At 66.0% G+C, this 25,762-nt stretch carries 23 protein-coding genes and 1 other RNA gene; 10 read left to right on the top strand and 14 right to left on the bottom strand.

Features of this window, described 5'->3' with window-relative positions; all coding sequences use genetic code 11:
• Positions 1–3: 3 nt before the first annotated feature.
• Positions 4–993, bottom strand: coding sequence for a 16S rRNA (cytosine(1402)-N(4))-methyltransferase RsmH (rsmH, locus tag AABA84_RS09115; RefSeq protein WP_212249982.1), 990 nt, complete (start codon positions 991–993; stop codon positions 4–6).
• Between the two features lie 524 nt (positions 994–1,517).
• Here rsmH and AABA84_RS09110 point away from each other — a divergent pair.
• Positions 1,518–2,300, top strand: coding sequence for an N-acetylmuramoyl-L-alanine amidase (locus AABA84_RS09110; RefSeq protein WP_038971256.1), 783 nt, complete (start codon positions 1,518–1,520; stop codon positions 2,298–2,300).
• A 61-nt stretch (positions 2,301–2,361) separates the two neighbouring features.
• On the opposite strand, the gene AABA84_RS09105 is transcribed toward AABA84_RS09110, so the two are convergent.
• Both AABA84_RS09105 and AABA84_RS09100 read right to left on the bottom strand, forming a co-directional pair.
• On the bottom strand, positions 2,362–3,594 hold the full coding sequence (locus AABA84_RS09105) for an RNA polymerase sigma factor (RefSeq protein WP_212249983.1): 1,233 nt from the start codon (positions 3,592–3,594) through the stop codon (positions 2,362–2,364).
• Positions 3,595–3,616: 22 nt separating this feature from the next.
• The gene (locus tag AABA84_RS09100; RefSeq protein ID WP_212249984.1) at positions 3,617–3,970 is read right to left on the bottom strand and encodes a YciI family protein; all 354 of its coding nucleotides are present in this window, start codon (positions 3,968–3,970) and stop codon (positions 3,617–3,619) included.
• A gap of 150 nt (positions 3,971–4,120) precedes the next feature.
• On the opposite strand from AABA84_RS09100, the gene rnpB reads away from it, so the two are divergent.
• Positions 4,121–4,547: RNase P RNA component class A (gene rnpB / locus AABA84_RS09095), an RNA gene on the top strand.
• 74 nt (positions 4,548–4,621) lie between these two features.
• Here rnpB and AABA84_RS09090 read toward each other — a convergent pair.
• Complete coding sequence (locus AABA84_RS09090) at positions 4,622–5,086, bottom strand: DUF983 domain-containing protein (protein WP_212249985.1); 465 nt, start codon at positions 5,084–5,086, stop codon at positions 4,622–4,624.
• 49 nt (positions 5,087–5,135) lie between these two features.
• Here AABA84_RS09090 and AABA84_RS09085 point away from each other — a divergent pair, with 49 nt between their 5' ends.
• Positions 5,136–6,506 (top strand): aminotransferase-like domain-containing protein, encoded by a 1,371-nt coding sequence (locus AABA84_RS09085; protein WP_338311916.1) that lies wholly within the window; start codon positions 5,136–5,138, stop codon positions 6,504–6,506.
• Positions 6,507–6,513: 7 nt separating this feature from the next.
• Here AABA84_RS09085 and AABA84_RS09080 read toward each other — a convergent pair whose 3' ends face one another.
• Entirely contained in the window at positions 6,514–6,774 is a 261-nt protein-coding gene (locus tag AABA84_RS09080; RefSeq protein WP_338311915.1) for a hypothetical protein, read from the bottom strand.
• Positions 6,775–7,000: 226 nt separating this feature from the next.
• Here AABA84_RS09080 and AABA84_RS09075 point away from each other — a divergent pair, with 226 nt between their 5' ends.
• Entirely contained in the window at positions 7,001–7,744 is a 744-nt protein-coding gene (locus AABA84_RS09075) for a sulfite exporter TauE/SafE family protein (protein ID WP_338306186.1), read from the top strand.
• A 3-nt stretch (positions 7,745–7,747) separates the two neighbouring features.
• On the opposite strand, the gene AABA84_RS09070 is transcribed toward AABA84_RS09075, so the two are convergent.
• The 5 genes from AABA84_RS09070 to AABA84_RS09050 all read right to left on the bottom strand — a co-directional run bounded on the left by AABA84_RS09070 (position 7,748) and on the right by AABA84_RS09050 (position 15,774).
• Positions 7,748–9,013 carry an O-antigen ligase family protein gene (locus AABA84_RS09070; protein ID WP_338311914.1) on the bottom strand — a complete coding sequence of 422 codons (1,266 nt, stop codon included), beginning with the start codon at positions 9,011–9,013 and terminating at the stop codon, positions 7,748–7,750.
• A gap of 73 nt (positions 9,014–9,086) precedes the next feature.
• Positions 9,087–10,493 carry an MATE family efflux transporter gene (locus AABA84_RS09065; RefSeq protein WP_338311913.1) on the bottom strand — a complete coding sequence of 469 codons (1,407 nt, stop codon included), beginning with the start codon at positions 10,491–10,493 and terminating at the stop codon, positions 9,087–9,089.
• 67 nt (positions 10,494–10,560) lie between these two features.
• Positions 10,561–12,360, bottom strand: coding sequence for an ABC transporter ATP-binding protein (locus AABA84_RS09060; protein ID WP_338311912.1), 1,800 nt, complete (start codon positions 12,358–12,360; stop codon positions 10,561–10,563).
• Between the two features lie 487 nt (positions 12,361–12,847).
• Positions 12,848–14,431 carry a DHA2 family efflux MFS transporter permease subunit gene (locus AABA84_RS09055; protein ID WP_212249992.1) on the bottom strand — a complete coding sequence of 528 codons (1,584 nt, stop codon included), beginning with the start codon at positions 14,429–14,431 and terminating at the stop codon, positions 12,848–12,850.
• A 29-nt stretch (positions 14,432–14,460) separates the two neighbouring features.
• A complete protein-coding gene (locus AABA84_RS09050; protein ID WP_212249993.1) occupies positions 14,461–15,774 on the bottom strand; it encodes an HlyD family secretion protein in 1,314 nt (437 codons plus the stop codon).
• Positions 15,775–15,970: 196 nt separating this feature from the next.
• Between AABA84_RS09050 and AABA84_RS09045 the strand changes: the two genes are divergently transcribed.
• Together AABA84_RS09045 and AABA84_RS09040 are read left to right on the top strand one after the other, a co-directional pair.
• A complete protein-coding gene (locus AABA84_RS09045) occupies positions 15,971–16,606 on the top strand; it encodes a TetR/AcrR family transcriptional regulator (protein WP_212249994.1) in 636 nt (211 codons plus the stop codon).
• Between the two features lie 44 nt (positions 16,607–16,650).
• Entirely contained in the window at positions 16,651–16,992 is a 342-nt protein-coding gene (locus tag AABA84_RS09040; protein WP_338306182.1) for a DUF6665 family protein, read from the top strand.
• A gap of 57 nt (positions 16,993–17,049) precedes the next feature.
• On the opposite strand, the gene AABA84_RS09035 is transcribed toward AABA84_RS09040, so the two are convergent.
• A complete protein-coding gene (locus tag AABA84_RS09035) occupies positions 17,050–18,258 on the bottom strand; it encodes an extensin family protein (RefSeq protein ID WP_338311911.1) in 1,209 nt (402 codons plus the stop codon).
• Between the two features lie 42 nt (positions 18,259–18,300).
• Here AABA84_RS09035 and AABA84_RS09030 point away from each other — a divergent pair, with 42 nt between their 5' ends.
• A complete protein-coding gene (locus tag AABA84_RS09030; RefSeq protein WP_212249997.1) occupies positions 18,301–18,534 on the top strand; it encodes a hypothetical protein in 234 nt (77 codons plus the stop codon).
• Positions 18,535–18,598: 64 nt separating this feature from the next.
• Here AABA84_RS09030 and AABA84_RS09025 read toward each other — a convergent pair whose 3' ends face one another.
• The gene (locus tag AABA84_RS09025; RefSeq protein ID WP_212249999.1) at positions 18,599–19,474 is read right to left on the bottom strand and encodes a DUF2147 domain-containing protein; all 876 of its coding nucleotides are present in this window, start codon (positions 19,472–19,474) and stop codon (positions 18,599–18,601) included.
• 192 nt (positions 19,475–19,666) lie between these two features.
• Between AABA84_RS09025 and AABA84_RS09020 the strand changes: the two genes are divergently transcribed.
• Positions 19,667–20,443 (top strand): DUF2147 domain-containing protein, encoded by a 777-nt coding sequence (locus AABA84_RS09020; RefSeq protein ID WP_338306178.1) that lies wholly within the window; start codon positions 19,667–19,669, stop codon positions 20,441–20,443.
• A 305-nt stretch (positions 20,444–20,748) separates the two neighbouring features.
• Positions 20,749–22,218, top strand: a complete 1,470-nt coding sequence (locus tag AABA84_RS09015; RefSeq protein WP_338312191.1) for a FecR domain-containing protein — start codon at positions 20,749–20,751, stop codon at positions 22,216–22,218.
• A gap of 163 nt (positions 22,219–22,381) precedes the next feature.
• Here AABA84_RS09015 and AABA84_RS09010 read toward each other — a convergent pair whose 3' ends face one another.
• Positions 22,382–22,945, bottom strand: a complete 564-nt coding sequence (locus tag AABA84_RS09010; protein ID WP_338306176.1) for an NUDIX hydrolase — start codon at positions 22,943–22,945, stop codon at positions 22,382–22,384.
• A 63-nt stretch (positions 22,946–23,008) separates the two neighbouring features.
• A complete protein-coding gene (gene asd, locus AABA84_RS09005; RefSeq protein ID WP_338306175.1) occupies positions 23,009–23,872 on the bottom strand; it encodes an archaetidylserine decarboxylase in 864 nt (287 codons plus the stop codon).
• Between the two features lie 35 nt (positions 23,873–23,907).
• Between asd and AABA84_RS09000 the strand changes: the two genes are divergently transcribed.
• Positions 23,908–25,572, top strand: a complete 1,665-nt coding sequence (locus tag AABA84_RS09000) for an aminotransferase class III-fold pyridoxal phosphate-dependent enzyme (RefSeq protein WP_338311910.1) — start codon at positions 23,908–23,910, stop codon at positions 25,570–25,572.
• Positions 25,573–25,762: the final 190 nt, after the last annotated feature.

Below are 25,762 nucleotides of genomic sequence, written 5' to 3'. Positions count from 1 at the left end.
GCGCTAGCCTCCCCTCATCACGTCGGAGAGTTTTGGCCAGGACGATGGCTCGCCTTCGTCATGCGCGGGCGCCGAGGTGCGCTCGGCGGCGCGAAGCTTTGCGGAACGCGCGCGCGGGTTATGCGCGACTTCCTCCTCGCCGGCAATCACTGGCCGCCGCGTCAGAAGCTGGAAGCTCGGCGGAACCTGCGCCACCTCCGGCAGGTGCCGCGAGCCGCCGCCGGTTTTCGAACGCTCGGAGAGGAAATTCTTGACGATACGATCTTCCAGCGAATGGAAGGAGACCACGACGAGGCGTCCGCCCGGCTTGAGCACGCTCTCGGCCGCAGCGAGCGCGGTCTGAAGTTCCTCGAGCTCTTCGTTGACGAAGATGCGCAGGGCCTGGAACGTCCGCGTCGCCGGATGAATGTCGCCGGGCTTCGAGCGCACGATCCTGCCGATGAGGTCGGCGAGCGCGCGTGTGGTCGTGAACGGCGTCTCCTGACGGTCGGCCACGATGGCGCGCGCGATGCGGCGCGAATGCCGCTCCTCGCCGAGGAGATAGATGATGTCGGCGAGATCGCCTTCCGAGGCGCGGGCGACAACGTCCGCCGCGGTCGGTCCCGTCTGCCCCATCCGCATGTCGAGCGGACCGTCAAGGCGAAACGAGAAGCCGCGACCGGCCTGGTCGAGCTGCATCGAGGACACGCCGACATCCATCACGACGCCGTCCACGGCCTCGACACCTTGTGCCGCGCAGACCTCAGCGAGGTTGGAGAAGCGGTCCTCGACCAGCGTCAACCTGCCCGCGGAGCGTTCGACCAGTTCGGCACCGCCCGCGATTGCGGTGCGGTCGCGGTCAATGGCAATGAGTCGGGTTCCCGGCACGTCGAGGATCGCGCGGCTATAGCCGCCGGCGCCGAAGGTGGCATCGACGTAGATACCGCCATCGCGCGGGGCGAGATGGGCGACGGCCTCACGGCCAAGAACGGGAATGTGCGGAGCCGAGCTCATGCGCCACGCCTGCTGGAGGGCCAGCCTGACGTCCAAGCGAGATTGGGGACGAACAAGCCCATGACGCCTCGAATGACTCCGTGTCGCGGCGGTTCCACAACCCCACCGTCCAGCATGGTTACCACGCCCGGTCGTCCCGGGCGGCCAACCCAGTGTTCCCAGCGGAATTTGTCGGGCAGCCATGGGATTTCGAGCCAAAATACGCTTTGGCCGCCTCCGGACGCGGGTCGGCTCTTCATCGCTCAGTAACGGCCCTTAGCGTTAAGAAAGCGTTGCTCGGCTCGTGACAAGTCGAAAAGCTGGTGAGGCGGTGATGCTTCATCCACACACTTGCGCCAAAATGCATCCGTTAACCGCGCCGCGCGATTGCGCGGGGTGGAGGGTAAAGGAATAGTAAAGAGAAGGGCTTGGCCCACTCTCCGTCTGACCTTGGTTTGTCTATGCCGCCGTCCGGTTCGTCCACACCGTCTGGATCTGATTCGAAGCGTCAACGCGTTCTCCCGGTTCCCAAGGCCGCGGCGAGCATGAGGGCGTTCGAGCCGGATTCCTCGATCGTGTCCGACATCATCCCCTCGCCGAACTACGGCGAGCGCAACAAGGCACGGCAGCCCGACATGATCGTGCTGCACTACACCGGCATGCCCGATGTCGAGGGCGCGCTGGCGCGGCTGTGCACGGCGGGGACCGAAGTCTCGGCGCATTACGTCGTGCTTGAGGACGGCCGCATCGTGCAATGCGTGCCCGAGACCAGGCGCGCCTGGCACGCCGGCGTCTCGTCCTGGGCGGGCGAGGACGACATCAACTCCTGCTCGATCGGCATCGAGATCATCAATCGCGGCCATGACTGGGGCTACCCGGAATATCCGCTGCGCCAGATCGCCGCCGTGATCGCGCTGTGCCGCGGCATCATGCTTCGCCGCAAGGTGCCGGCCCACCGGGTGCTCGGCCATTCCGACGTCGCGCCCGCGCGCAAGAAGGACCCCGGCGAAAAGTTTCCGTGGCACTCGCTGGCCAATTCCGGCGTCGGTCACTGGGTGACGCCGGCCCCGGTCGTGCGCGGCGAGACCCTGATGCTCGGCACCATCAGCGACGAGGTGCTGAGCCTGCAGCAGGCGCTCGCCCGATACGGCTACGGCGTGCCGCTGACCGGCAAATACGACGCAGCGACCATGGAAGTCGTCACCGCCTTCCAGCGCCACTTCCGCCCGGCGCGGCTCGATGGTGTCGCCGACCATTCGACGCTGTCGACATTGCAGGCGCTGCTGGCGAGTTTGCCGGCGGAGGGGACGACCGTCGCGTCGAAGTGACGGCGATGGCCGCGCAGTTCGCTCTCGCGTCCCGGACGCGCAAAGCGCGAGCCGAGAGCCCCTACCCCATCTCCCGCACCCGCCGCGCATAGAGCCGCCGCAGAGGCTCGAGCTGTGTCGCCCCCGCCGCGGCACGATACGCCTCGCGCGCCTCTTCCGTCCGCCCCAACCGCCGCAGCAGATCCGCGCGCACGGCGGGCAACAGCTCATAGCCGCGCAGCCCGCCTCGGGCGCTGATCGCATCTACGAGATCGAGCGCACGTGCCGGCCCATCGACCATCGACAGCGCGGCAGCGTGGTTGAGCTCGATCACCGGAGAGGGACCGATGCGCAGCAACACCTCATAGAGCCCGGCGATCTGCGGCCAGTCGGTCTGCGCAAAGCTCGGCGCGCGCGCATGCAGCGCGGCGATCGCGGCCTGCACAGCATAAGGCTGCGGCCGGCCGGGGACGCGCAGCGCGTCCTCGACCAGACGCAGGCCCTCCTCGATCTGCGCGCGATCCCACAGCATGCGGTCCTGCTCCTCGAGCAGCACGATATCGCCGGCCGAGGTCTCGCGTCCGGCGCGGCGCGCATCGTGCAGCAGCATCAGGGCCAGCAGGCCCTTGATGCCGCCGCGATCCGGCATCAGCCGATCAAGCAGGCGGCCGAGCCGGATCGCCTCAGTCGCAAGATCGGGCCGCATCAGATCCGCCCCCTCGGTCGCGACATAGCCCTCAGTGAAAACGAGATAGATCACGGCGAGCACGCCATCGAGCCGCGGCGCCAGCGCGTCGCGCTCGGGCACCTCGTAGGGGATGCCGGCGAGCCTGATCTTCTGCTTGGCGCGGACCAGCCGCTGCGCCATTGCCTCCTCGCCGACGAGAAAGGCGCGCGCGACCTGCGTGGTCGACAATCCGCAGACGGTGCGCAGTGTCAGCGCGACCTGGACTTCTGGCGCGAAGGCCGGATGGCAACAGGTGAAGATCAGCCGCAGCATGTCGTCGTCGAGCGTTGTCGGCGGCTCGTCGACCGTTTGCGCGTTGAGCTCGATCTCGTGCACGAGCGCCTGCTGCTTGCCGCGGAAGACAGCCTGGCGCCTGACGCGATCGATCGCCTTGTGCCTGGCGACACTGACCAGCCAGGCCCGTGGATTGTCGGGGACCTCGCACACCGCCCAGCGTTCCAGCGCGACGGCAAAGGCATCCTGAAGTGCGTCCTCGGCGAGATCGAAATCGCCGACGAGGCGGATCAGCGTGGCCAGTGCCCGCCCCGCCTCGTCGCGGAAGATCTTGTCGATCTCGTGAGGTGTCATGCGTCGCCGCGCAACTGCGTCATCACTTGTCGTAAACCCAGATCGGTCGCACCTCGATCGAGCCGATCCGCGCGCTCGGAATGCGCGCCGCGATCTCGATCGCAGCGTTCAGATCCTTGGCCTCGATCAGATAATAGCCGCCGAGCTGCTCGCGGGTCTCCGCAAACGGTCCGTCGGTCGTCAGCATCTTGCCGTCGCGCACACGGACCGTCGTCGCGGTCGTGGTCGGCCGTAGCCGATCGCCGGCCTTGAAATTGCCGTTCCGGATGATGGATTGCGTGAAGGCCTCATACTCCGCCGACATCTTCTGGCTGGTTCCCGTGTCAACCTTCGCGTACTCGGCCTCGTTCTGGTAGATCATCAGCAGATATTGCATCGCTTCACTCCTGTTGTTCGGCTGTGTTGCCGACATCCAGTCGAACGGGGCACGCTCCAAACGACATCTTCAGGATAAATCATTTCGAGCGGATCGTGGGTCGCGATATCGGCTTGACGAAACCGTCACAAATGCCCCATGCGTTACCAGTCAGTCGGCCGGACGGCCGCTCCGGCAGGTGCCGAAAGGCCGCCGGGGAGGAAAGTCCGGGCTCCCTTGACATACGGTGCCGGATAACGTCCGGCGGGGGCGACCCCAGGGAAAGTGCCACAGAGAACGAACCGCTCCGCTTCGCCTTCGGGCTTCGCGGAGTAAGGGTGAAAAGGTGCGGTAAGAGCGCACCGCGGGTCCGGCAACGGAGCCGGCATGGCAAACCCCACCGGGAGCAAAACCGAATAGGGACGGCGTAGCGGGCTGTTCGCGAAAGCGATAACGCCGCGGGGCGATGTCAGGCCCGCCGTCCGGGTAGGTTGCTCGAGGCCATGTGCAAACATGGTCCCAGAGGAATGGCCGTCACGCATCGTTCGCGCAAGCGGACGGTGCCTTACAGAACCCGGCTTACAGGTCGGCTGATATCTTGCAACGAGGGGTTCGATGCTGACCGCATCGGACCCCTCACCATTTTCAGGAACGCCTCAACGCCGCCGCGCTTCAGGCCGCGCGCGTGTCCGCCTTCACCAGCACCGGCGCGAGCTCAATGGCTTCGCGCCGCTGCTTGCTCGCTTCAAATCCGTGCATGCCGACCTGCCATTGCAGCCCGACGATGGCGCCCTTGGTCGGCTGCAGCAACGCCAGCGAAGCGAACAGCGTCACCGGCAACCACACCGCCAGTTGAAGCCAGACCGCCGGCGCATAGGCGGTCTCGACCGCCAGGATCGCCGGCACCACGAGATGGCCGACCACGACGATCACGAGATAGGCGGGGAAGTCGTCGGCACGCTGGTGGAACAGCTCCTCGCCGCAATGATCGCAGGCCTCGGCGACCTTCAGGAAACGGCCGAACAGATGGCCCTCGCCGCAGTTCGGGCATTTGCCGCGAAAGCCGCGCCACATCGCGTTCGCCAGAGAGACTGAACCTGCCGCCATGACCCCACCTCTTCCGTTTCGACGATCCATACAATAATATCTTGCATCCATACATTCAAAGGAAATGGACTTAAATTGCATGGATTGGAGCCCGACAATCTCGGAGCTATCAGGGCCGCGCTATCAGCGCATCGTCGAGGCCATGGAAGCCGACATCGCCGCCGGTCGGCTGGTGCGCGGCCAGCAATTGCCGACGCAGCGCGCGCTGGCAAAGGCGCTCGACGTCGACCTCACCACGGTGACGCGCGCCTACACCGAGGCGCGGCGACGCGGCATCATGGAGGCGCGGGTCGGACAGGGCTCGTTCGTGTCGGAAACCAGCGCGCGCCGCGCGATCGACCTGCCGCATCCCGTCGCGATCGATCTGTCGATGAACGTGCCGCCACATCCGCTGGAGGCGCAGCTCGACGAGCGCATCGTCGCCGGCATGGAAGCGATCCGCGCGCAATCGGGCCTGACGGCGTATCTCAATTACCAGCCGCCCGGCGGCAGCGCGCATGAGCGCGAGGTCGCCGCGCGCTGGATGCGCGCACGGGTGCCGCACGCACATGCCGACAAGCTCGTGATCTTTCCCGGCGCGCAGACGATCCTGTTCAACGTGCTCGCGCACCTTACGAGGCCTGGCGATATCGTGCTGACGGAGGCGCTGACATTCCCCGGCATCAAGGCCGCAGCAGCGCGGCTCGGCATCAAGCTCGTCGGCGTCGCCATGGATGACGGCGGCATCCTGCCCGATGCGCTGGCAAAGGCTTGCCGCGCGCACCGGCCCAAGGCCGTCTATCTCATTCCGACGCTGCACAATCCGACCACCGCGACGCTTTCAGCCGAACGGCGCAGTGCGATCGCAAAGATCATCCGCGATACCGACACGATCCTGATCGAAGACGACGCCTATGGCCTGCTCGACCGCTCGGCATCGCCGATCGCGAGCCTCATTCCGGAACGGACTTACCTTGCGACCACGCTGTCGAAATGCATCGCCCCGGCGCTGCGCGTTGCCTATCTGGTGACGCCCGACAACGACGCGCAGCGGGAGATGCGGACATGCTTGCAGGCGACCGTACAGATGCCGGCGCCGCTGATGGTCGCGCTGGTGACGCATTGGATCGAAAGCGGCGTAGCCGATCGCATCATCACCGCCATCCGCAACGAGGCGGTCGGCCGTCAGCAGCTCGCGCAGCGCGCGCTGAAGGGCTTCCAGTTCCTGGCCAAGCCTGCGGCGCATCATCTGTGGTTGCGGCTGCCCGAGGGCCGGCCCGACGTCGCGGCGCATCTGTTGCGGAATGGACTGGCGATCGTCGCCGGCGATGCCTTCACGGTCGATGGGACACCGCCGCATGCGGCACGCGTCTCGCTGGGGGCGGCACGAAACAGATCTGAACTGACGGAAGCGCTGCGCATCCTGGTCGGCGCGCTGCAGAAGCCCGCCGACACCAGACAGATCGTCTAGATTCTTCTTACCGGTGGTGACGGCGGTGGCGAGGACGAACGGCCGGGGTCGCACCTGACGGATAAGCCGCATAGGCCTCGCTCGGTGCCACTGCCTCGCCACGGGCCGCCTGCGCCGCAGGCGTGAGCCGGCCACCATTCAGCACATCGCGATCAGGATGAGCGGCCTGATAGGCCGCAGGCTCGGAGAACTGAGCCTGGGCAAATGTCGGCATCATTGCCGCTGCCGACAACAATGCAGCCGCAACGGCGATGTTGGTACGGGTCATGGTCATTCTCCGTCATCTCGTTCGGGACTGGCCGATTCAGCGAGCATGATCGCGGCGGGGTGCCCCGGGATTAAAGTACGACCGTCATGTAGGCGCGTCTTCCGCGAAAGCCCGATGCCGCAGATCACGCTTGCGTGCAGCATGGATTGACCTGCACGGCCGCAAGCGTGTTATGCGGACGATGACGATCAACTGTTCGGGATCGCCCGGCGACGAGGAGATTCTGTTGGAAACGCTCACCTACGCGCTGCTGCTGCTCGGCGCATTGGCCGGCGGCTTCGTCTCGGGCCTGGCCGGGTTCGGCACGGCGCTGATGGCGCTCGGCATCTGGCTCTACGTGCTGCCGCCCTCGCTCGCGGTGCCGCTGGTGCTGATCTGCTCCGTGATCGCGCAGACCTCGACGCTGCCCTCGATGTGGAAGAGCTTCGACCTCTCGCTGGTCTGGCCGTTCCTGATCGGCGGTCTCATCGGCGTGCCGCTCGGCACCATGCTGATCGCCTCCGCCGATCCAAAAGTGTTCAAGCTGAGCGTCGGCGTTTTAATTCTGATCTTCTCGAGCGCGCTCTATCTGAACAAGAGGCCGCTCGCGATCAAATTCGGCGGCCGCCTCGCCGACGGCGCGATCGGATTCGCCGGCGGCATTCTCGGCGGCCTCGCCGGCTTGTCCGGGCCGCTGCCGATCCTGTGGGCCAACATCCGCGGCTGGAACAAGCATGAGCGGCGCGGCATCTTCCAGCTCTTCAATTTCACGGTGCTCGCAGCCGCACTGGCGCTGCAGACCGCATCGGGTCTCGTCGAGCTCAAAGTGGTCTGGCTGGCGCTGGTTGCGTTTCCGGGCACCTTGATCGGCGCCTGGGCCGGCGCGCGCGTCTATCACGCCCTGAACGACAAGCATTTTGGCGATGTCGTGCTTGGCCTGTTGTTCCTGTCGGGCCTGACCCTCGTCTGCAACAGTCTCGGCGCGCTCTAGCCCTCACGCCCTCTTCGCGAGCGCCATGCCGCCGGCGACACCAACGCCGAGCACATAGATCCAGCCCGGCGTGAAGTCGAACAAATGCGTGTTGAGCAGCGAGGTCAGCATGTTCTGCACCACGACCAGCAGGCCGATCCAGCAGGCCAGCCCCTCGCCGCGAAACAGCGAGAGATGCACAAACCAGAGCGCGTAGAGGATCAGGACACCGACGACGCCCCACTGCACGGCCACGCTGAGGGTCTGATTGTGCGGGTTGCTGACGATCTCGCCACGCAGCGGATCGCTCTCCGCAACCGCAGCCGCACTTTCAAACAGGCCGCGGATCGCGCCGGTGCCGTGACCGACCAGCGGCGCATCGGCAATGAAGCCCAGCGACTTCCGCCAATATTCCAGCCGTGAGCCCATGCCGCTGACCTGACCATCCAGCACGCTCGTCTCATAGTCGGCCTGAAATTTCGCAACCGTCATGCGCAGATGCGGCGACACGCCAACGAGCAGCACGGCCGACAGCGCCATCGTGCCCGCAACAAGCAGCGCCGCGCGCCGGCGCAGATGCAGGAGCGCGAACACCATCACCAGGATCGGCAGCGTCACGAGCGCCGTGCGCGACACCACGACGAAGATCATGTTGGCGAGAAATCCGATCGCGAGCGCCGCAAACAGCGCGGCGATCCGAACGCGGCCTTGGCGGAGCAGCATCACGATCGGATAGACCAGCGCGAGCGCACAGAGCGTGAACTCCTGGCTCTGGTCGATATAGTTGCGCACCGCGATCCCGCTTTCGACCTTGTAGGGCCCGCGCGACAGATAGAGCTTCAGCGAGAGTGCGGGGTCCATGGCGACGGCGAAGGAATAGAGCATCAAGGCCGCGCAGGACGCCAGGAAGGCGGAAAACACCCAATGGCCGTACGGCCAACGCTCGAACTGGTAGATCAGGAGCGGAATGACCAGCAGCTTCGCCGACGGTCCGATCGCATGAAGGCGTTCCGGCCATGGCGCATCCGACCAGAGCGTGCCAACGGCGGCGAGCGCGACCAGTGCGATCGGCAGCAGGCAGATCGGGCGAAGCAGCGAACGCGGAAATGCGCGCAGATCGACGAACGCGAACGCGATCAGCCAGGGCATGAGCGCAAAGGTCAGCCCGGTCGTTGTCCACGGCAGCAGCAGCACGATCAGCCCGACGAAGCGGGCCGGCGTGCGATAGCGCGCCGCCCAGATCGCGGCGAGCCATGATGCCGCCCGCTGCTCGTTCGTCACTCCGGTCATTGGCCCTTCTGCAGCCCACCATCCCCGCCGACCGGCAAGTTAGCCGGAGCAGCCGGGATGGAACAAGCTGCCGTTACGCAGGCTCGCGGGCGAGAGGCGCAATGGGTTCGGCGCTCTCCTGCACCGGGGCCGTCTTGTCCGGCGCCGAAGTCAGGCGCTTCCTGAATTCCCGGCGCAGCAGCCACAGGCTCAGGCCCGCCTGCAACATTGTCGTCGCGACCGACAGGTACCAGACGTACTCGATGCGGAAGCCCGGACGCGTCGAGAGCCAGATCGCCGGCAGCGAGTAGGTGAACACACGCGTCGCCGAGCTCAAAAGCACCGGCCTGGTGTTGCCAAGGGCCTGAAACATGCTCGAGCAGGTGAAGATCAGGCCCTGTGCGATCATGTTGAGCGAGATGATCCGCAGGAACAGGTAAGCGATCTCCATGGTCTCGCGGTCGTTCGAGAATCCGGCGAGCAGCAGCTCCGGCTTCACTTGCGCAAGGGTCATGAAGCCGGTCATCATGATCGTGACGATCAAAGCGGCCTTGACGAAAGTTTCCCGCACACGCGCAGCGTTGGCTGCGCCGACGTTCTGGCCGGCGATCGGCCCGGCCGCCAACCCGACCGCAAGCGCCGGCATGTTGATCAGGCCGAGCACGCGCTGCCCGATGCCAAAGCCGGCCTGCGCAGCCGCGCCGAAATCGCGCAGCACGTAATAGACCACCGCCATGAAGATGAACATCATCGCGAACTCGCCACCGGCCGGCAGTCCGACATTGAGGATCCGCTTCAAATGGTGCGGCTGCGGACGCCACTGCGCCGGATGGAAGGCGACATAGCGCTCGACCTTGCGGAAATACGCCAGCAGCATCAGGGCGCCGATGGCGACCGCGATCGAGCTCGCCAGCCCCGCGCCGGCGACGCCGAGCGCATGGCCGGTGCCCCAGCCCGAGATCAGCACCGGCGCCAGCGCGATGTTGATGGCCACGGCAACCGCCTGCACCAGCATGGTCGGACGTATGATGCCGGTCGCGCGCAGCGCGGCGCCCATGACTTGGGTCGCGAACTGCAAGGCGAGCGCCGGCATGAACCACAGCAGATAGGTAGTCCCCGCCTCGATCGTGGCTTGATCCGCGGCGATCGAACGCATGTATGCGCGCGACAGCGCGGCACCTGCGGCCAGGGTCAACAGTCCGAACAGCACCGACAGCACGATCGCCTGATTGAAGATCAGGTTCGCATCCGGCCGGTCCTTGCGTCCCACGGCATGTGCGATCAGGGCCCCCGCGCCGACACCGAGCACCTGCATCATCCCGTTGACGAGAAAGCCAACATTGCCGGCCGCGGCGACGCCCGCCACGGCGGCATCGCCCAGGCCCGACACGAAGTACAGATCGACCAGTTGGCAGATCATGATCGAGATCATGCCGGCCATGATCGGCGGCGTCATGGCCAGGATGTGTCTCACGATGGAGCCGTTCGTCAGGTCTTTCATGTCATTCCATCCTTGACGCATTCCTTGGCGGCGCGACTGCGGGACTTTCGTCCGCAGTCGCGCTGCCTCACTCCGCTGCAGCGATATGCCCGAGCTCCACCACCTGGCGCTCGAACAAGCCGCGATAGATGCCGCCGGGTCTGGCCGCGAGCGTGGCGTGGGTGCCCTGCTCGACGATCTCGCCGCGGTCGAACACCAGGATGCGATCGAGGCTGCGCACCGTCGACAGCCGGTGCGCGATCACGATCGAGGTGCGGCCCTTCATCAACCGCTCCATCGCCTCCTGGATCAGCGCCTCCGATTCCGAATCGAGGCTCGAGGTCGCCTCGTCCAGGATCAGCACCGGCGCGTCCGCCAGGAACGCGCGCGCCAGCGCCACGCGCTGCCGCTCGCCGCCCGACAGTTTCACGCCGCGCTCGCCGACCAGCGCGCCGTAGCCCTTCGGCAGGCGCAGGATGAAATCGTGCGCGTTGGCAAGCCGCGCCGCCTGCTCGATCGCCTCGAGGCTGGCGCCGGGCCGGCCGTAGGCGATGTTCTCGGCGAGCGAGCGGTGAAACAGGATCGGGTCCTGCTGCACGATCGCGATCTGGCTGCGCAGCGATTGCTGCGTCGCCAGCGCGATGTCCTGCCCGTCGATCAGCACGCGGCCGCCGGTGACGTCGTAGAGCCGCTGCACCAGCTTGACGAAAGTGGTCTTGCCCGACCCGGAGCGTCCGACGAGGCCGACCCGCTCGCCGGCCCGGATCGTCACCGACAGCCCGTCATAGAGCGGCGCGCGATGGCCGCCATAGTGGAACGTGACGTCGTCGAACACGATCTCGCCGCCCTCGATCGCGATCGGCCGGGCATCGGCCGCATCGGCGATGCCGATAGGCTCTGCATGAATCGCCACCAACTCGTCCATGTCGTTGACCGAGCGCTGGAGGTTGTTGATGTGCATGCCGACGTCACGCAAATAGGCGTGGATGATGTAGTAGCTGGTCAGCACATAAGTCACGTCGCCAGGCGAGGCATGTCCCGACATCCACAACAGCACCGCGCCGCCGATCACGGACGTGCGGAGGCAGAGCAGCAGCGAGAGCTGCGCCATGGCCGTGTAGTTGTAGCGCAGCCAGGTCCGCCGCACCCGCACCCGCCAGCGGTTGATGACGCGAGCGAGCCGGGAATCCTCGCGCGCTTCCGCGCCGAACGACTTCACCACAGCATTGCAGGTCAGGGCATCCGCAAGCGTGCCGCCGACCTTGGTGTCCCAGGCATTGGAGACTCGCGCGGCCGGCGCGATGTAGCGCGTCGAGAACACGACGGTGATGGTGACGTAGAAGAACGCGCCGACCGCGATCACCACGCCGAGCGAGACCCAGTGCATCCCGATCAGGACCATCGAGCCGATCAACACCAGCAGCGAGGGCGCTAGCGCCATCAGGATGGTGTCGTTGAGCAGGTCGAGCGCCCACATGCCGCGCGTGATCTTGCGCACGGTCGAGCCCGCGAAGGAGTTTGCGTGCCAGTCGGTGGAGAAGCGCTGCACACGGATGAAGGCCTCCTGCGCGACGTCCGACATGGTCTTGAGCGTGAAGGGCACGATCGCCTGCAGGCCGGCCAGCCGCAGTACCACGGAGGCCGCGCCCAGCGCCACGATGGCGCCGAAGGCAACCAGGGCGGCATGCCGCGCATCGGGATCGGACGGGCCGCGCGTCAGCGCATCGACCAGCCGGCCCGAGAAGACCGGCATGAACAGGTCGGCGATGGTCGCACCCAAGAGGCCGCCGGCCACGATCAGCCCCCGTCCCGGCTGCTTCAGCCAGTGCCGGAACACGAAGGGCAGCACCAGGCGTATCGCCGCGGGCTTTTTTGAGAGAGCGGTCATGACATCATCCGGCCGCTTCGCGCGGGCCGGCTCCATCGATGGACGCGAACCGGCCACGAGAGCCGGACGGGCGTCACTTAAAGTTGGCTTTGACTTGGGAAAGAAAGCGATCGGGACGCTTGGTCGAAAACTTGGCCCAATCGAAACTGGCGGAGGAGGCCTCTAACAGGCCGCGTACATACCGAACCAGACCATCATCGAGCGCGGGCGTACGATCTGCGAATGCGACGAAATCATGCAAATCCCTCCCGGTTCGATTGAATGAGGTGCGCTTTATAGATGTGTCGTTCGCGACTTGCAACGGGGCTCGCGCGAGATCACGGATGAGTGTTGCAATTTGGTGCGGGGGCCAGCACCTCACCCTCCGCGGTCATGCCCCGCGCAGGCGGGCATCCAGTACGCCGCGGCCCGTCCGCATCACACTAAAGCTGGTGGAATACTGGATCGTCCGCCTGCGCGGACGATGACACCGAGCGCGGAGCTCGCATCAATGCGCGTCGCCGCCGCCGGTCAGCGAGGCCGGCTTGTTCAGCAGCGTCACCAGCAGGGTGAGGCCGAGATAGAACAGCGTCAGCACGAAGAAGGCATCGCCGAAGCTCATCACCACGGCCTGGCGGTGCACGAGCTGGGAGAGCTGCTTCATCGCCATCAGCGTGGAATCGCCGAGCCCCTGAAATTTCTGCATGAACATGGTCAGGGTTTCGGTCGCGGTCGCATTGCCCCAGGTCACGCGCTCCTGGAGGCGGGTGATGTGCAGATCGGTGCGGTCGTTGAGCACGGTGTTGATGACGGCGAGGCCGACCGCGCCGCCGAGGTTGCGCATCAGGTTGAACAGGCCCGAGGCGTTCTTCACCCTGTCCGGCGCCAGCGTGCCGAGCGCGATGTTGTTGGTGGGCACCATCGCGAACATCATGCCGACGCCGCGCAGGATCTGCGGCACCAGCAGCTCGTAGAAATCGTAGTCGCGCGTGATCCACGTCATCTGGTAGGAGCCGATCGCGAACACGACGAGGCCGAACGCGATCATGTAGCGCATGTCGACCTTCACCATGAGGCGGCCGACCAGCGGCGCGACCAGGAACATGGTGATGCCGGAGACGAACATGGTCTCGCCGATCATCAGCGCGCTGTAGCCGCGCACTTCGGCGAGATAGCGCGGATAGATGTAGGTCAGGCCGTAGAGGCCGATGCCGATGCAGAACTGCAGCACGCAGCCGATCGCGAAATTGCGATTGGAGAAAGTGCGCAGGTTGACGATCGGCTCGGCCGCCGTGAAGACGCGCCAGAAGAAGGCGATCGCCGAGATCGCGCAGATCCAGGCGCAGATCGCGACCGACGTATCCTGCATCCATTCATATTGCGGACCCTCCTCCAGCACGTATTCCAGCGTGCCGAGGAAGCCGGCCATGAACAAGAGGCCCCACCAGTCGAAGCGGTCGAGCAGCTCGAAATGCGGTTCGTCGAAATCGACCAGCGCCAGCACGCCCAGGGTGATGCCGATGCCGGGCACGACGTTGATGAAGAACAGCCAGTTCCACGACATCAGGTCGGTGATGTAGCCGCCGACCGTCGGTCCGATCGTGGGCGCCAGCGTCGCGACCAGGCCGATGATGGGGCCGACGATGTGGAATTTGGAGCGCGGAAAAACGGTATAGGCCGAGGCGAACACCGTCGGGATCATGCCGGCGCCGAGAAATCCTTGCAGCGCGCGCCAGAGGATCATCTCCTCGATGGTGGTGGCAAACCCGCAGAGCAGGCTCGAGGCGGTGAAGCCGGCCGCCGAGATCGCGAACAACAGCCGCGTGCCGAAGGCGCGCGACAGGAAGCCCGACAGCGGGATCGCGATGACCTCGGCGATCAGATAGGCGGTCTGAACCCAGGAGACTTCGCTGGAGCTCGCTGACAATCCGGCCTGGATTTCGCTGAGGGAGGCCGAGACGATCTGGATGTCCAGGATCGACATGAACATCCCGAACACCATGATGATGAACGCGAACAGCCGCTTCGGCGCGATGCGCTCCGAAGCGGGGTTCGCCATCATGGCAGGTGAAGCAGTGGTGGCGTTGGCCATGGCCCGACCTCGCAGCGCTGAGGCTGTGGCTACTGCGGATGGATCGCGGTGGGATCGTCGAGGTCGACCTCGCTGTCGGCGTCGGCCGCGCCCTTGTTGGTGTCGACGGTCGCATAGACCGACATGCCAGCGCGGAGCAGGTTCTGCTTCGCCACCGACTTCGGCACGCGGATGCGGACCGGCACGCGCTGCACGATCTTGGTGAAGTTGCCGGTCGCATTGTCGGGCGGCAGCAGCGTGAACACCGAGCCCGCGCCCGCCGCGATGCTGTCGACGACACCGGAGAACTTGCGCATGCCGTAGGCATCGACCTTGATCGTCACCGACTGGCCGGCACGGATGCGCTTGAGCTGCGTTTCCTTGAAATTGGCGTCGATATAGACGTCATCCAGCGGCACGATGTTGCCGAGGCGCTGGCCGACCGCCACGAAGTCGCCGGTGTTGACCAGGCGATTGGAGAACGTGCCGTCGACCGGCGCGCGCACCGCGGTGAAGCCGAGGTCGCGCTCGGCCTTGGCGAGCGTAGTCTTGAGCTCGGCGAGCTGGGCCTGCGCTTCGGCCTGCTGCGCCTTGGCGACATCGACATTGCTGATTGCAACGTCGTAGGCGGCCTGCGCGGCCTTGACCGCAGCGGCACCCTGGTCGCGTCCGGCTTCCGAGCTCTCGAAGGTGGCGCGCGAGGCAAACCCCTTGTTGCTCAGGGCCTGCTGGCGCTCATAGTCGAGATCGGCCCGCTTGAGGCCGGCCTCCGCCGAGACGAGTTGCGCCTTGGCCTGCGCCACCTGGCTGTCGAGCGCGGCGACCTGGCGGCCGATGCGATCGATGGTGGCCTGCTGGGTCGCGATCCTGGTCGCGGCGGCATCGACCGCGATCTTGTAGTCACCATCGTCGATGCGGAGCACGACGTCGCCCGCTTTCACGGTCGTGTTGTCTCCGGCGACGATCGAAGCGATGTGGCCGGAGACGCGCGCGCCCAGCATGGTGTTGTTGGCGCGGACATAGGCGTCATCGGTGGAGATGTAGAAGCGGCCGACCAGCGTGTAGTAGCCGGCATAGCTCGCGGCCGCGAGCGCCAGCACGAGGCCGACGCCCATCAGGACGAATTTGCGCTTGCCGGATTTGGGAGCGCCGGCGGCGGGTGCCTCCGGCGCAGGTGCAACCGGCTTGTCGGTCACGGGCTTCTCCGGCGCCTCGGCGGTGCGGCGCCTGGCTTCCTCGGCCACGTGAGAGCGCAATTGCTCGGCAAGGGGTGCAGCGTTCTCGATCGCAGCATCACCGTCCGCGTGCTCTTCCACCGCTTCCTGGCGAAGGACGCGCGCAGCCTGGTCTCTCGATACGGCCATAAAGGCCTCCCCAAAAAAGCGCGATCAAAGACACAGCCGGCGTGCGGCCTGTTCCCTCTCGCTGATCCAAATACCATTGACCGAACGGTTCGGTCAATATACATAATATTCCCGGCCGGACCCTACTGACGAGAATCCTTTATTCGGGTTTCATGGCCGCAGACCCGACTCAAAAACCTGCCGAGACCCTGAACCAATGGTTGTAGCCGGCCGCGATCATCTGCACGTCATCCAAGAGGAGGACGGCTCCAAACGTCGCCAGATCCTGGACGGCGCCCGCAAGGTATTCATGGATCTCGGCTTCGACGGCGCCAGCATGGGCGAGATCGCGCGCGCAGCGCAGGTCTCCAAGGGCACGCTCTACGTCTACTTCGCCGACAAATGCGCGCTGTTCGAAGCCATCCTCGAGCAGGAGGCGCTCCAGCACGGCCAGGTCGTGTTCAATTTTGATCCCGCGCGCGATGCCGAGACCACACTGAAGGAGTTCGGCCGGGCCTACATCCACCTGCTCTGCCGGCCCGGCGGCGGATCGGCGATCCGCACCGTGATGGCGATCGCCGAGCGCATGCCCGATGTCGGCCGCCGCTATTATGCGCGGGTGCTGGACAAGTCCATCAACCGCCTCTCCGACTATCTCAAAGCCCATGTCACCTCCGGCCATCTCAAGATCGACGATTGCAACCTTGCCGCCTCGCAATTCATGGAGCTGTGCAAGGCGTCACTCTTCCTGCCCTTCGTGTTCCAGGCCGCGCCCGCGCCGTCGGAACAGCGCATGACCGAGGTCGTCGACAGTGCGACGCGAATGTTCATGGCGGCGTACAAGGCGAAGTAGCTGCGCGTTGCGCAGGCCCGTCAGGCGGCACTATATTTGCGGTCATGTCCCGTGATCTTCGCCCGCCCGTCGATATCCTCCATTACGAGATCGTCCAGGAGCAGGCCTCGGCGCTTGGACGGATGGGCCGCACACTCGAACAGGCGCTAACCCGCTTGCGCGAGTTCGACGCCGCCCACGCGCTCTCGGAACTGCCGGCCTCGATGCAACCGGCCAGGCGCAAGCTGGTGGCGGAAGCCGGCCAGGCGCTCTGGATGTTCGTGGTGCAGCGTGAGGCGACCGGCCTGCGCGACAGCCGCCATATCATGCGCACCTACAATGTCCCGGGCGAGGTGCAGCTGTGCATGGGGCTGGTCCCCGCAGCGTCGAAGCCGACCTCGAAATGACCTTCTGGCGTCGTAGAGCGACGCCCCGATCTTCCTGGCACCTGGGGAAATCCGCGCCTAATCGTCGGCGTAGTCGTCTTCTTCCTTGCCGCGCTTTTGCGCAGTGCTCTTGCGGCCGAGCGAGCCGGTCACGGAGGGATCGTGCGCGTTGGCATAGGGGCGGCGCGACTGCGCGCGCGAAGCCACCTCTTCGCCGGAGACGGCGGCGGGCTGGCAGATCAGGCGTCGACTGGCGCGGCGCATCAGATCGACGTGGATGTGATCGTAATGATAGACGTTCGATCCCGGCGCGAGCACCGTGGTGAAATGCGCGCAGGCGCCCGACTGCACGTCGCGTAGAAACCCCTGCTCCTCCGGCATGCCGCGCCAGCCGTCCTTCACGGTGACGCGGCGGCCGTCGGCGAGCACGAAGGCGGCAATGTCGAGCGCGTTGCCGAAGGCATGTTCGGAGATGTGAGAATGCGGATTGCCGTTCATGCCGCGGCAGGAATAGGCGGAGATCTGCTTGATCTCTGCGACGCGGACGCCGAACCAGCGCATCGCCGAAGGCTGCACGGTGTCGGCGAGCCAGCGGTCGAGCTCGGACACGATCGGACAGGCGAGCGTCGCGGTCGGCTTGATCGCGACCGGACCGACGGCCGTGACGGGATTGCCCTGCGCCGGGCCAAGACGCGGCGGGGGCTGTTGCGCAGGCGCCTGCGAGTAAGGTGCCGGCCGCGCCGGATAGCTCGGCGAATTCATGTAACGTGCGGCGCCCGCGGCATCGGTGCCATCGGGCGGCAGGTCGATCTCGTCCTCCTGCGCCGCCACGCCGGGCGCGTTCAGCGACACCGGCCCGGTCGAGGCGCCATAGCCGGAGGGTTGGCGCACCGCGCTTTCGGAATAGTTCGACCGTTGCTGATAGGACGATGCCGGATAATTCTGGCTCTGCGGGTAATTCGATCGCGGCTGCGACACCGGCCAGCGCGGCTGGCCGCCGATGCTGCCCGGCGGGCGCAGCTCCTCGTCGGCAAAGCCGTAGCTGCTCGAGGCTTCGCCGATGGCGGCGACCTTGAGCGGAAACTCGGCGCCGCACATGCCGGGCCCGGAGATCGGATCGATGCGGACGAGATCCGGCCCCTCTTTCACCGCGCCCGATTTCAGGCAAGCGGCTTCGGCCTCGGCCCGCCACGGTTCGCGCTCGGCCTGGAAGAAGCCGCGTCCGCAACCCGCTAGCGAAACAAGGACGATGGAGCCGACGAGATACAAACGAACTCCGCGCGTCATGCACGCACGTTCGGTGAATTTACTTAAAGACTCTTCAACACGTTGATTTCAGAGTTCTTTAACCATACCGGCCCACGCGCGCCCGGGACGCCGGCAGGACTGAGCGACAGCAAGGCTGACTTTTTCGCAAGGAGACTCTCTGTTAACCATGATGCCCGCGCGCAAAGCGGCGCGCATAGAGGGAGCGACCTCATGACGTTCGCCGGGAAACTGAGCGTTGTCACCGCATACCTCGCCATGGCCTTCGTCGGCGCCATCGTGCTCGGCATGATCTAGCGGCTTATCGCTCCGATACACGCTCTTCGTCCCCCCCTCCCGCAAGGGGAGAGGGGGAGAAAAACTACGACCGCGCGCTCCATTGCCGCGATGTCGTGATCAGTTGCTCTCGCCGAGCCTCGATCCGGGTCCAGTCGTTGCCGGAGCACCAGAAGCGGCCGAGCGCGCAGGCTTCGACGTGGAGCCGGCCGGAGCTCTTCAGCGTCATGGTCGCGTAATAGGTGTTGCCGCTGGAGCGGCTGTAGATGTTGCCGGTCCAGACGTCGTGCGACTTCGGCTTCATGTTGACGAGCACGCTCTCGCCGCGGCTCGACGCCTCCGTCAGCGCGTAACCGCACAATGCAGGGCCACAGCGTTCGATGCGAACCGTGCCCTTGGCGCCGGGGCTCTCCCATTCGCCCAGTGGCATATAGGCCGGCTCATCGTCGCTGCGCTGTGCGACCGTTGCGGTCTGCTTGATCTCGGGACTCGGGAAGGGCGGGGGCTGCATGCGCGGCGGATCGATCGTAACGATCTTCAGCGGATCCGTTCGGGGCAGGTCGACTCGCGGCGGATTGAGGCCCGGCGCGGCCAGCGTCGGCGTCTCGACCCTTGGCGGCGGCAGGACAACGGGCTGCGACGTCGTCGCGGCGACAACAGGGCCGGTCGGCGCCGGTGGCGGCACGACGACGGTTGCTTGCGCCGGTCGGACCGGAGCTGCGGGATAGGCCGGCGGCAGCGGAGCGGCCGCAGGCGGCGCGGCTGATGTCGTGTTGACATCGTCTGTCGATCGAAGGCTGCGGCTGGACACCGACACACAAGAAGCCGACCGGCAATTGCGCGGCGACTCGACATGGAACCGGTGACCGCCGATCGAGAAGGAATAGGAACCGGCCACGGCCGCGGGCGTGATCGCCATCAGTGCGATCAAGGTGCCAAGCGAAGTCGCAAGCCGTTTCATCCACACCTCCCTGAGTGCCACCACGAGCTTACGCAGCGGCGTGGCCGCTGAATGTGCGCCGCCTCACCCAGCGGCGCGCCACCGTTGTGACGTCCATCACGGAACGCCCGGCCAGTCCGGCGTAGGGTCGAACCACGCTTCATCCACCAGCGACTTCGGTCCATCGGGACCACGCCATTTTCGGAGGTTGTCATGAACAAGCTCACCATCGCCGCCACCGCGCTCTTCCTGGCGTCGACCGCCGCCGCCCATGCCGGCGGCAACACGATCTCGTTCCAGATCGAAGGCCAGCACATCCGCATCGAGACACCGCGCAACTGCGCCTCGCTCAACTGCGTGACCATCGTTGCGCCGGGCCTGTCGGACAAGCCGATCAAGCTGAACAACATCAATCTGAAGGGCCTTGGCGGCTCCAAGGACGATGACGACACCACGCCAAGCACGACGACTGCGCAGCCCGCGCCGGCTCCGGTGCAGCAGCAGCCGGTGCAGGCGACCGCGCCGGCCGCGCCCGCCGTCACGGCTCCCGCCGCGCCGGCCGCGACGGTTGCTGCCGCGCCGTCGGTCGGCTTTGACGCCAATACACAGCCGGCGCCCGTCGCGGCTCCTGCTCCCGCACCCGCGCCGGTCGCGATTGCTCCGGCGCCCGCTCCGGCCCCTGTGGCCGCCGCGCCTGTGGTGGTCGCCAACACGCCGATCGGCGTCTGGGCAACGGAGGAGAACAAGGGCAACGTTCGCGTCGAGCAGTGCGGCGCCAATCTCTGCGGCTATGCCGAGAAGACCAATGAGCGCATCCTGATCAACATGAAGCCAGAGGGCTCGAAGTGGAGCGGCCGCATCCACGATCCCGACTCCGGCCGCAATTACGACTCGACCATCGCGATGAAGGGTCCGAATGCGATGCGCGTGCAGGGCTGCGCCTTCGGCGGCATGTTCTGCGGCGGACAGACCTGGAAGCGCGTGAGCTGACATCATCTCCGTCATCCCGGGCGATGCGAGGCATCGACCCGGGATTTCGCGCGACACGCACACATCTTCGTCATGCCCGGGCTTGTCCCGGGCATCCACGTTCTCAGTGCCACGCGTCAAGGCGTGGATGGCCGGGACAAGCGCGGCCATGACGGTGTGTAGAGGTTTGGTCCCAAGCTAGCATCGCGCCCCATTTGAACGCTCGCCTCTCCCCCTCCACACATGTTCATCCGCCATTCAGGTCTCCCCGGCTGATATCAACCGATCTCGCCTCGCGTTCTCACCGGGACTTCTTCGTGACATCAATGCTGGCTTGGCGCCGCTTCGTGTTCGCGCTCATGCTGCCGGCTTTGCCGCTGGCAGGCACCAGCGTGGCTCGTGCATCCGAGACAATCGAGCTCGCGCAGGCGCAGCCACAAGCTCAGCCGGCACCCGCCCCCTCCCCGACGCCCTCGGCCTCGCCGACACCGGCCGCGGACGCACAACCCGCCACCGTCGAGCCGATCGGCAACGTTGCGACCGTCACGGGGATCGCGACCGTGATCCGCGACAAGAATTCCTATCCGCTGCGCGTGCGCGACGACATCTATCTCAACGACGTCGTGCAGACCTCGTCGAACTCCTCGCTCGGCATCACGTTCAACGACGCGACCACGTTCAACCTCTCCGCCGCCGCCAAAATCACCATCGACAATTACGTTTACGAGGATGGCGGCAAGCAGAACTCCGCGATCTTCGACGTCGGCAAGGGCACGGTCGCCTTCGTCGCGGCTGCCGTGGCGAAGACCGGCGACATGAAGATCACGACACCGACCGCGACGCTCGGCATCCGCGGCACCACGGGCGTCGTCGACGTGCCTGAAGGCGCGGCAGCGAGCAGCGCGCGCAACGTCAACATCAAGCTCTATCCCGATGCCGACGGCCGCGTCGGCCACATCGACGTCGACGACCGCAGCAGCGGCACGCGGCTCGGCGCGCTGACGCAAGGCGCGAGCGGCTTTGCGATCCGGCCCGGCGCGGCCACTGCCGGAATCATGCGCTTCGCCGCGGTACCGATCACGATTCCGGCGCAGCAGATCGCGCGCGACCGCGGCTTCGTCGGCCAGGTGCATCTGGCGCAAACCACGGGCCGCCAGATCGTCACCGAGCAGCGCGACTTCCGCCGCGCCAATCCGGCCGCGCTCAGCCGCATTCCGCGGCCGGTCCAGCCGCCGCAGCAACAGCAATTGCGGCCGGCGACCGCGCCGAGCCAACAGCTGCAGCGGCCGAACAGCCAACCCGGCCAGAACAACCGTCCGGGTCAGCAGCAGCCGGGCACGCCGGGCCGGCAAGGCACCCAGCCGCCGCAACGGCAGGGCCAGGGACAACAAGGCCAGGGACAACAAGGCGGCGCCGTGCAACCGGGCACGCCGCGTGCGGGCCAGGGGCAACAGCCGCGAGGACGGCAGCAACAAGGCCAGCCGCAGCGCGGCGAGCAGCAAGGCGCCGGACGTCCAACGCGCCCCGGGCAGGCCATCCCGCCGAACGGCACGCCGCAAACACAGCCGCAGCGTGGTGGGCAGATTCAGCCCGGAGGAGTCATGCCGTCACAGCCGGGCGGGACTCATCCGCAGCCGCAGTTGCCGCGCACCGGCATGCAGCCGGGCCAGCCGCCCGCAGTCCAACCGCCGGGCATGCAGCGACCCGGCGGCTTCCAGCAGCGCCTCCCTGCCGCGCAACGCCCCGCAGCGCCGCGCAAGCCGGCGCCGCCACCGAAGGAGAAGGAGCGGCGGTAAAGTTCGGCGTGCATGTGCGCGCTCGGTGCGCTCCCTCGCCTGGGGTGAGGGGCTGCTTCGGCAGAAATAGTGGCAGTGAGACTCGCGGAGAGTCCCCCTCACCCGGATTGCATCTACGATGCAATCCGACCTCTCCCCGCAAGCGGGGCGAGGTGAAGACAACTCACGCCTCGCCGCGCAGCCAGGCCTTCACCTTCTGCAGCAGACCATGTCGCAGCTCGTCGACAGATGCGGCTTCAGCCGGTGTCAAAGTCTGCAGCGTTGCATCGATATCGTCCGCCGCGAGCGTCGGCGTCGGTTCGGGCGCGGACGCCAGCCCCGCTGCCGCAAGCGCGATCGGTCCGATCTGGGTCAGGAAGGCGCGCTCGTATTCGCGCGACAGGCGCGCAAGCGCGTCGTCAAGCGGCAGCCAGTCGACCGCCTTGATGTCGTTCATCAGCTTGCGGACGGGACCGCCGTCAGCTTCCATGCGCCAGAAATGCACGACCTTGGAACGCCCGCCGGACTGGTAGACGAGCGTGCCGAGGAATTCATGGATAGCGACGTCGTGCCCGGTTTCCTCGAGCACCTCGCGGTGCGCCGCCTGTTTCGGCGTTTCGCCGTCGTCGAGCTTGCCCTTGGGCAAAACCCATTCGTTGCGCTTGCGCTGGCGCACGACCGCAACCAGCGGCGGCGCGCCACGCCGCAGCACAATACCACCCGCCGCCATCACCGGCGCCCGCGCCATCGCTCGCATCCATTATCGTCGTCCCCGCCGAGGATATAGGCGGCGGGGACGGCGGATTGAAGGCTACTTTCTTCTGAGCAGCGCTTGGCCGGCGCGAATGCGCGTGCCCTCGACGATGCCGTCGCAGAAGGTAAAATCGCCGGGCGCGAGGATGATAATGGTCGAGCCGTGCTCGAACCAGCCGAGCTCCTCGCCCTTGGCCACCTTGACGTCACAGGGGAAATTGACCGGGCCGCGGGTCTGCGCGTTCAGCACCATGTCGAGGAAGTGCAGGCGGATGCTCGCGACCAGGATCGCGGCAACCGGCACCAGCGTCACGGCCTCGCCGGTCGAAAGGTGCGTCCGGATCACCGCGCGCTCGTTCTTGCAGAACAGGCGCTCGACCCGCTTCAAGGCGATCGGGTTGACGTTCCAGACATCGCCGTGGATCAGCGTGACGCGCTCGATATGCGCGTCATAGGGTGCATGGAAGCGGTGATACATGCTCGAGGTCAGACGCAGCGTGACGAAGGAGCCGTTGCGGTGCTGGTCGACCAGCGCGGAATCGCCGAGCAGGTCGAGCAGCGAATAGGGCGCGCCCTTGACCTGAAACAGCTCGGTGTCGGCGATCTTCCCGTGGGCGCCGACGATTCCGTCGGAGGGGCTGGCGACAATGGAGGGGTCGGGATCAAAAGGCCGCAGGCCCGGCTTGAGCTCCCGGGTGAAGCAGTCGTGCAGGCTCTTGAAATGAGTCTTGCGCGCCTCCGACAGATCGAGGTCGGAGAACAGCTTCCACAGAGCGATCGAGAAGTCCCGCACAAGCGGATTCTCGATCTTGGAGAACCAGCCCATGAAGCGGGTCAGCGCGGCGCGGGGGATGCGGTTGGTCAACAGGAAGTTGAGGTCTTCCTGCTGGGTGAAAGAGGCGATGAGGGCTTTGACTGTCATGAATCTGTCAGCTCACAGTATTAGCGCTTGTTGTCATGGAAACGACACTCCCGATTCTCTCGATGTCCGTGGCCGCCGCAGCGTCTGCTGCCGCCGTCCTCCCGAAGATCAAGGCGCGGGTCGAACTGTCCCGCGCCAAGCACCGGTCGCTCGCCGGGCACTCCAAGATGTCGCGCCGGGTGGCAAAGCTGCTCCCGTTCTACGAATTCGAGGGCGACAAATATTTCGGCTGCGACGGCGCGCCTGATAGCGTGGTGGCGCAGCGTAAGGACGCCTTCTTCCGCCTCGCCAAGCTTTACGCCGAGCGCTACCCCAGGGGTCGCGCGATGACGAAGGAAGCGGCGGAAACGATCTCCGACCTGAACTTCACCGAGAGCTACCGCGTGCCGTTCCAGTTCTCGCGTCTCGTCCGCGAGCATCTGGGCACCTCGACCTTCATGGAGTCGTCCAGCGGCGTCACCGTCACCGATGTCGACGGCAACACCTCCTACGACCTCACCGGCTCCTACGGCGTCAACATCTTCGGCAACGACTTCTACAAGGAGTGCATCGAGGGCGCCGAGAAGCGCGCGCATGCGCTCGGTCCCGTGCTCGGCCCCTACCATCCCGTCATCCTCGAGAACGTGCAGCGTCTGTGCCAGATCTCCGGCCTCGACGAAGTCTCGTTCCACATGTCCGGCACCGAGGCCGTGATGCAGGCGGTGCGGCTGGCGCGCTACCACACCAGGCGCACGCATCTGGTTCGCTTCGCCGGCGCCTATCATGGCTGGTGGGGCGACGTGCAGCCTGGCGTCGGCAACCCCATTGCCGCGCACGAGACCTACACCCTCGCCGAGATGTCGGAGAAGACGCTGCACGTGCTGCGCACGCGCAAGGACATCGCCTGCGTGCTGGTCAACCCGCTGCAGGGGCTGCATCCGAACGGCAACGCGCCCGGCGATTCCTCGCTGGTCGACAGCTCCCGCGGCGGCCATTTTGACCGCGCGGCCTACACCGAATGGCTCGCGAGGCTGCGCGAGGTCTGCACCGAGCGCGGCATCGTGCTCATCTTCGACGAAGTCTTCGTCGGCTTCCGTCTCGCCGCCGGCGGCGCGCAGGAGTATTTCGGCGTCAAGGCCGACATGGTGACCTACGGCAAGAGCCTCGCTGGAGGCCTGCCGGTCGGCGTGGTCTGCGGCAAGAAGGAATTGATGCGCCGCTTCAACGACGACCGCCCCGCCGACATCTGCTTCGCCCGCGGCACCTTCAATTCGCATCCCTACGTCATGACGGCGATGGACGAGTTTTTGAGCCGCCTCGCCTCCCCGAATTTCCGCGCCATCTATGACGGGCTGGACGCGACCTGGAACGGCCGCGCGCAAAAACTCAACCAGATGATGACCGACGCCGGCTTGCCGGTGCGGTTCGCCAACTTCTCGTCGATCTGGACGGTGAAATACACCACGCCGTCCCGCTACAACTGGATGCTGCAATATTATCTGCGCGCCGAAGGCTTGGCGCTGAGCTGGATCGGCACCGGCCGGCTGATCTTCAGCCTCAACTACACCGACGCCGACTTCGGCGAAGTCGCCGAGCGCTTCGTCCGCGCGGCGCAGAAGATGAAGGCGGACGGCTTCTGGTGGCACGATGGCGTGCTGACCAACAAGAACATCAAGCGGCAGATCTTGAAAGAGATGCTGGCCAAGCGCTTCGGGCGCTGAAGCCACACTGCGCGGGCTTGCTCGGCCTCTCCCGCTTGCGGGAGAGGCCGACGCGCCCCGGGCGATGCGAAAGCATCGTCCCGCGCGCGGCGGGTGAGGGTTCTTGCCGCACAGGGACATCCTCAGTAATCCCCGACAATTCCGACGCGGAGACACCCCCACCCCAGCCCTCCCCCGCAAGCGGGAGAGG

Origin of the sequence: Bradyrhizobium sp. TM239, assembly GCF_036247985.1 — a bacterium.
In the GTDB taxonomy this organism is placed as follows: domain Bacteria; phylum Pseudomonadota; class Alphaproteobacteria; order Rhizobiales; family Xanthobacteraceae; genus Bradyrhizobium; species Bradyrhizobium ottawaense.
This window is presented reverse-complemented; position numbering and strand designations above follow the sequence as displayed.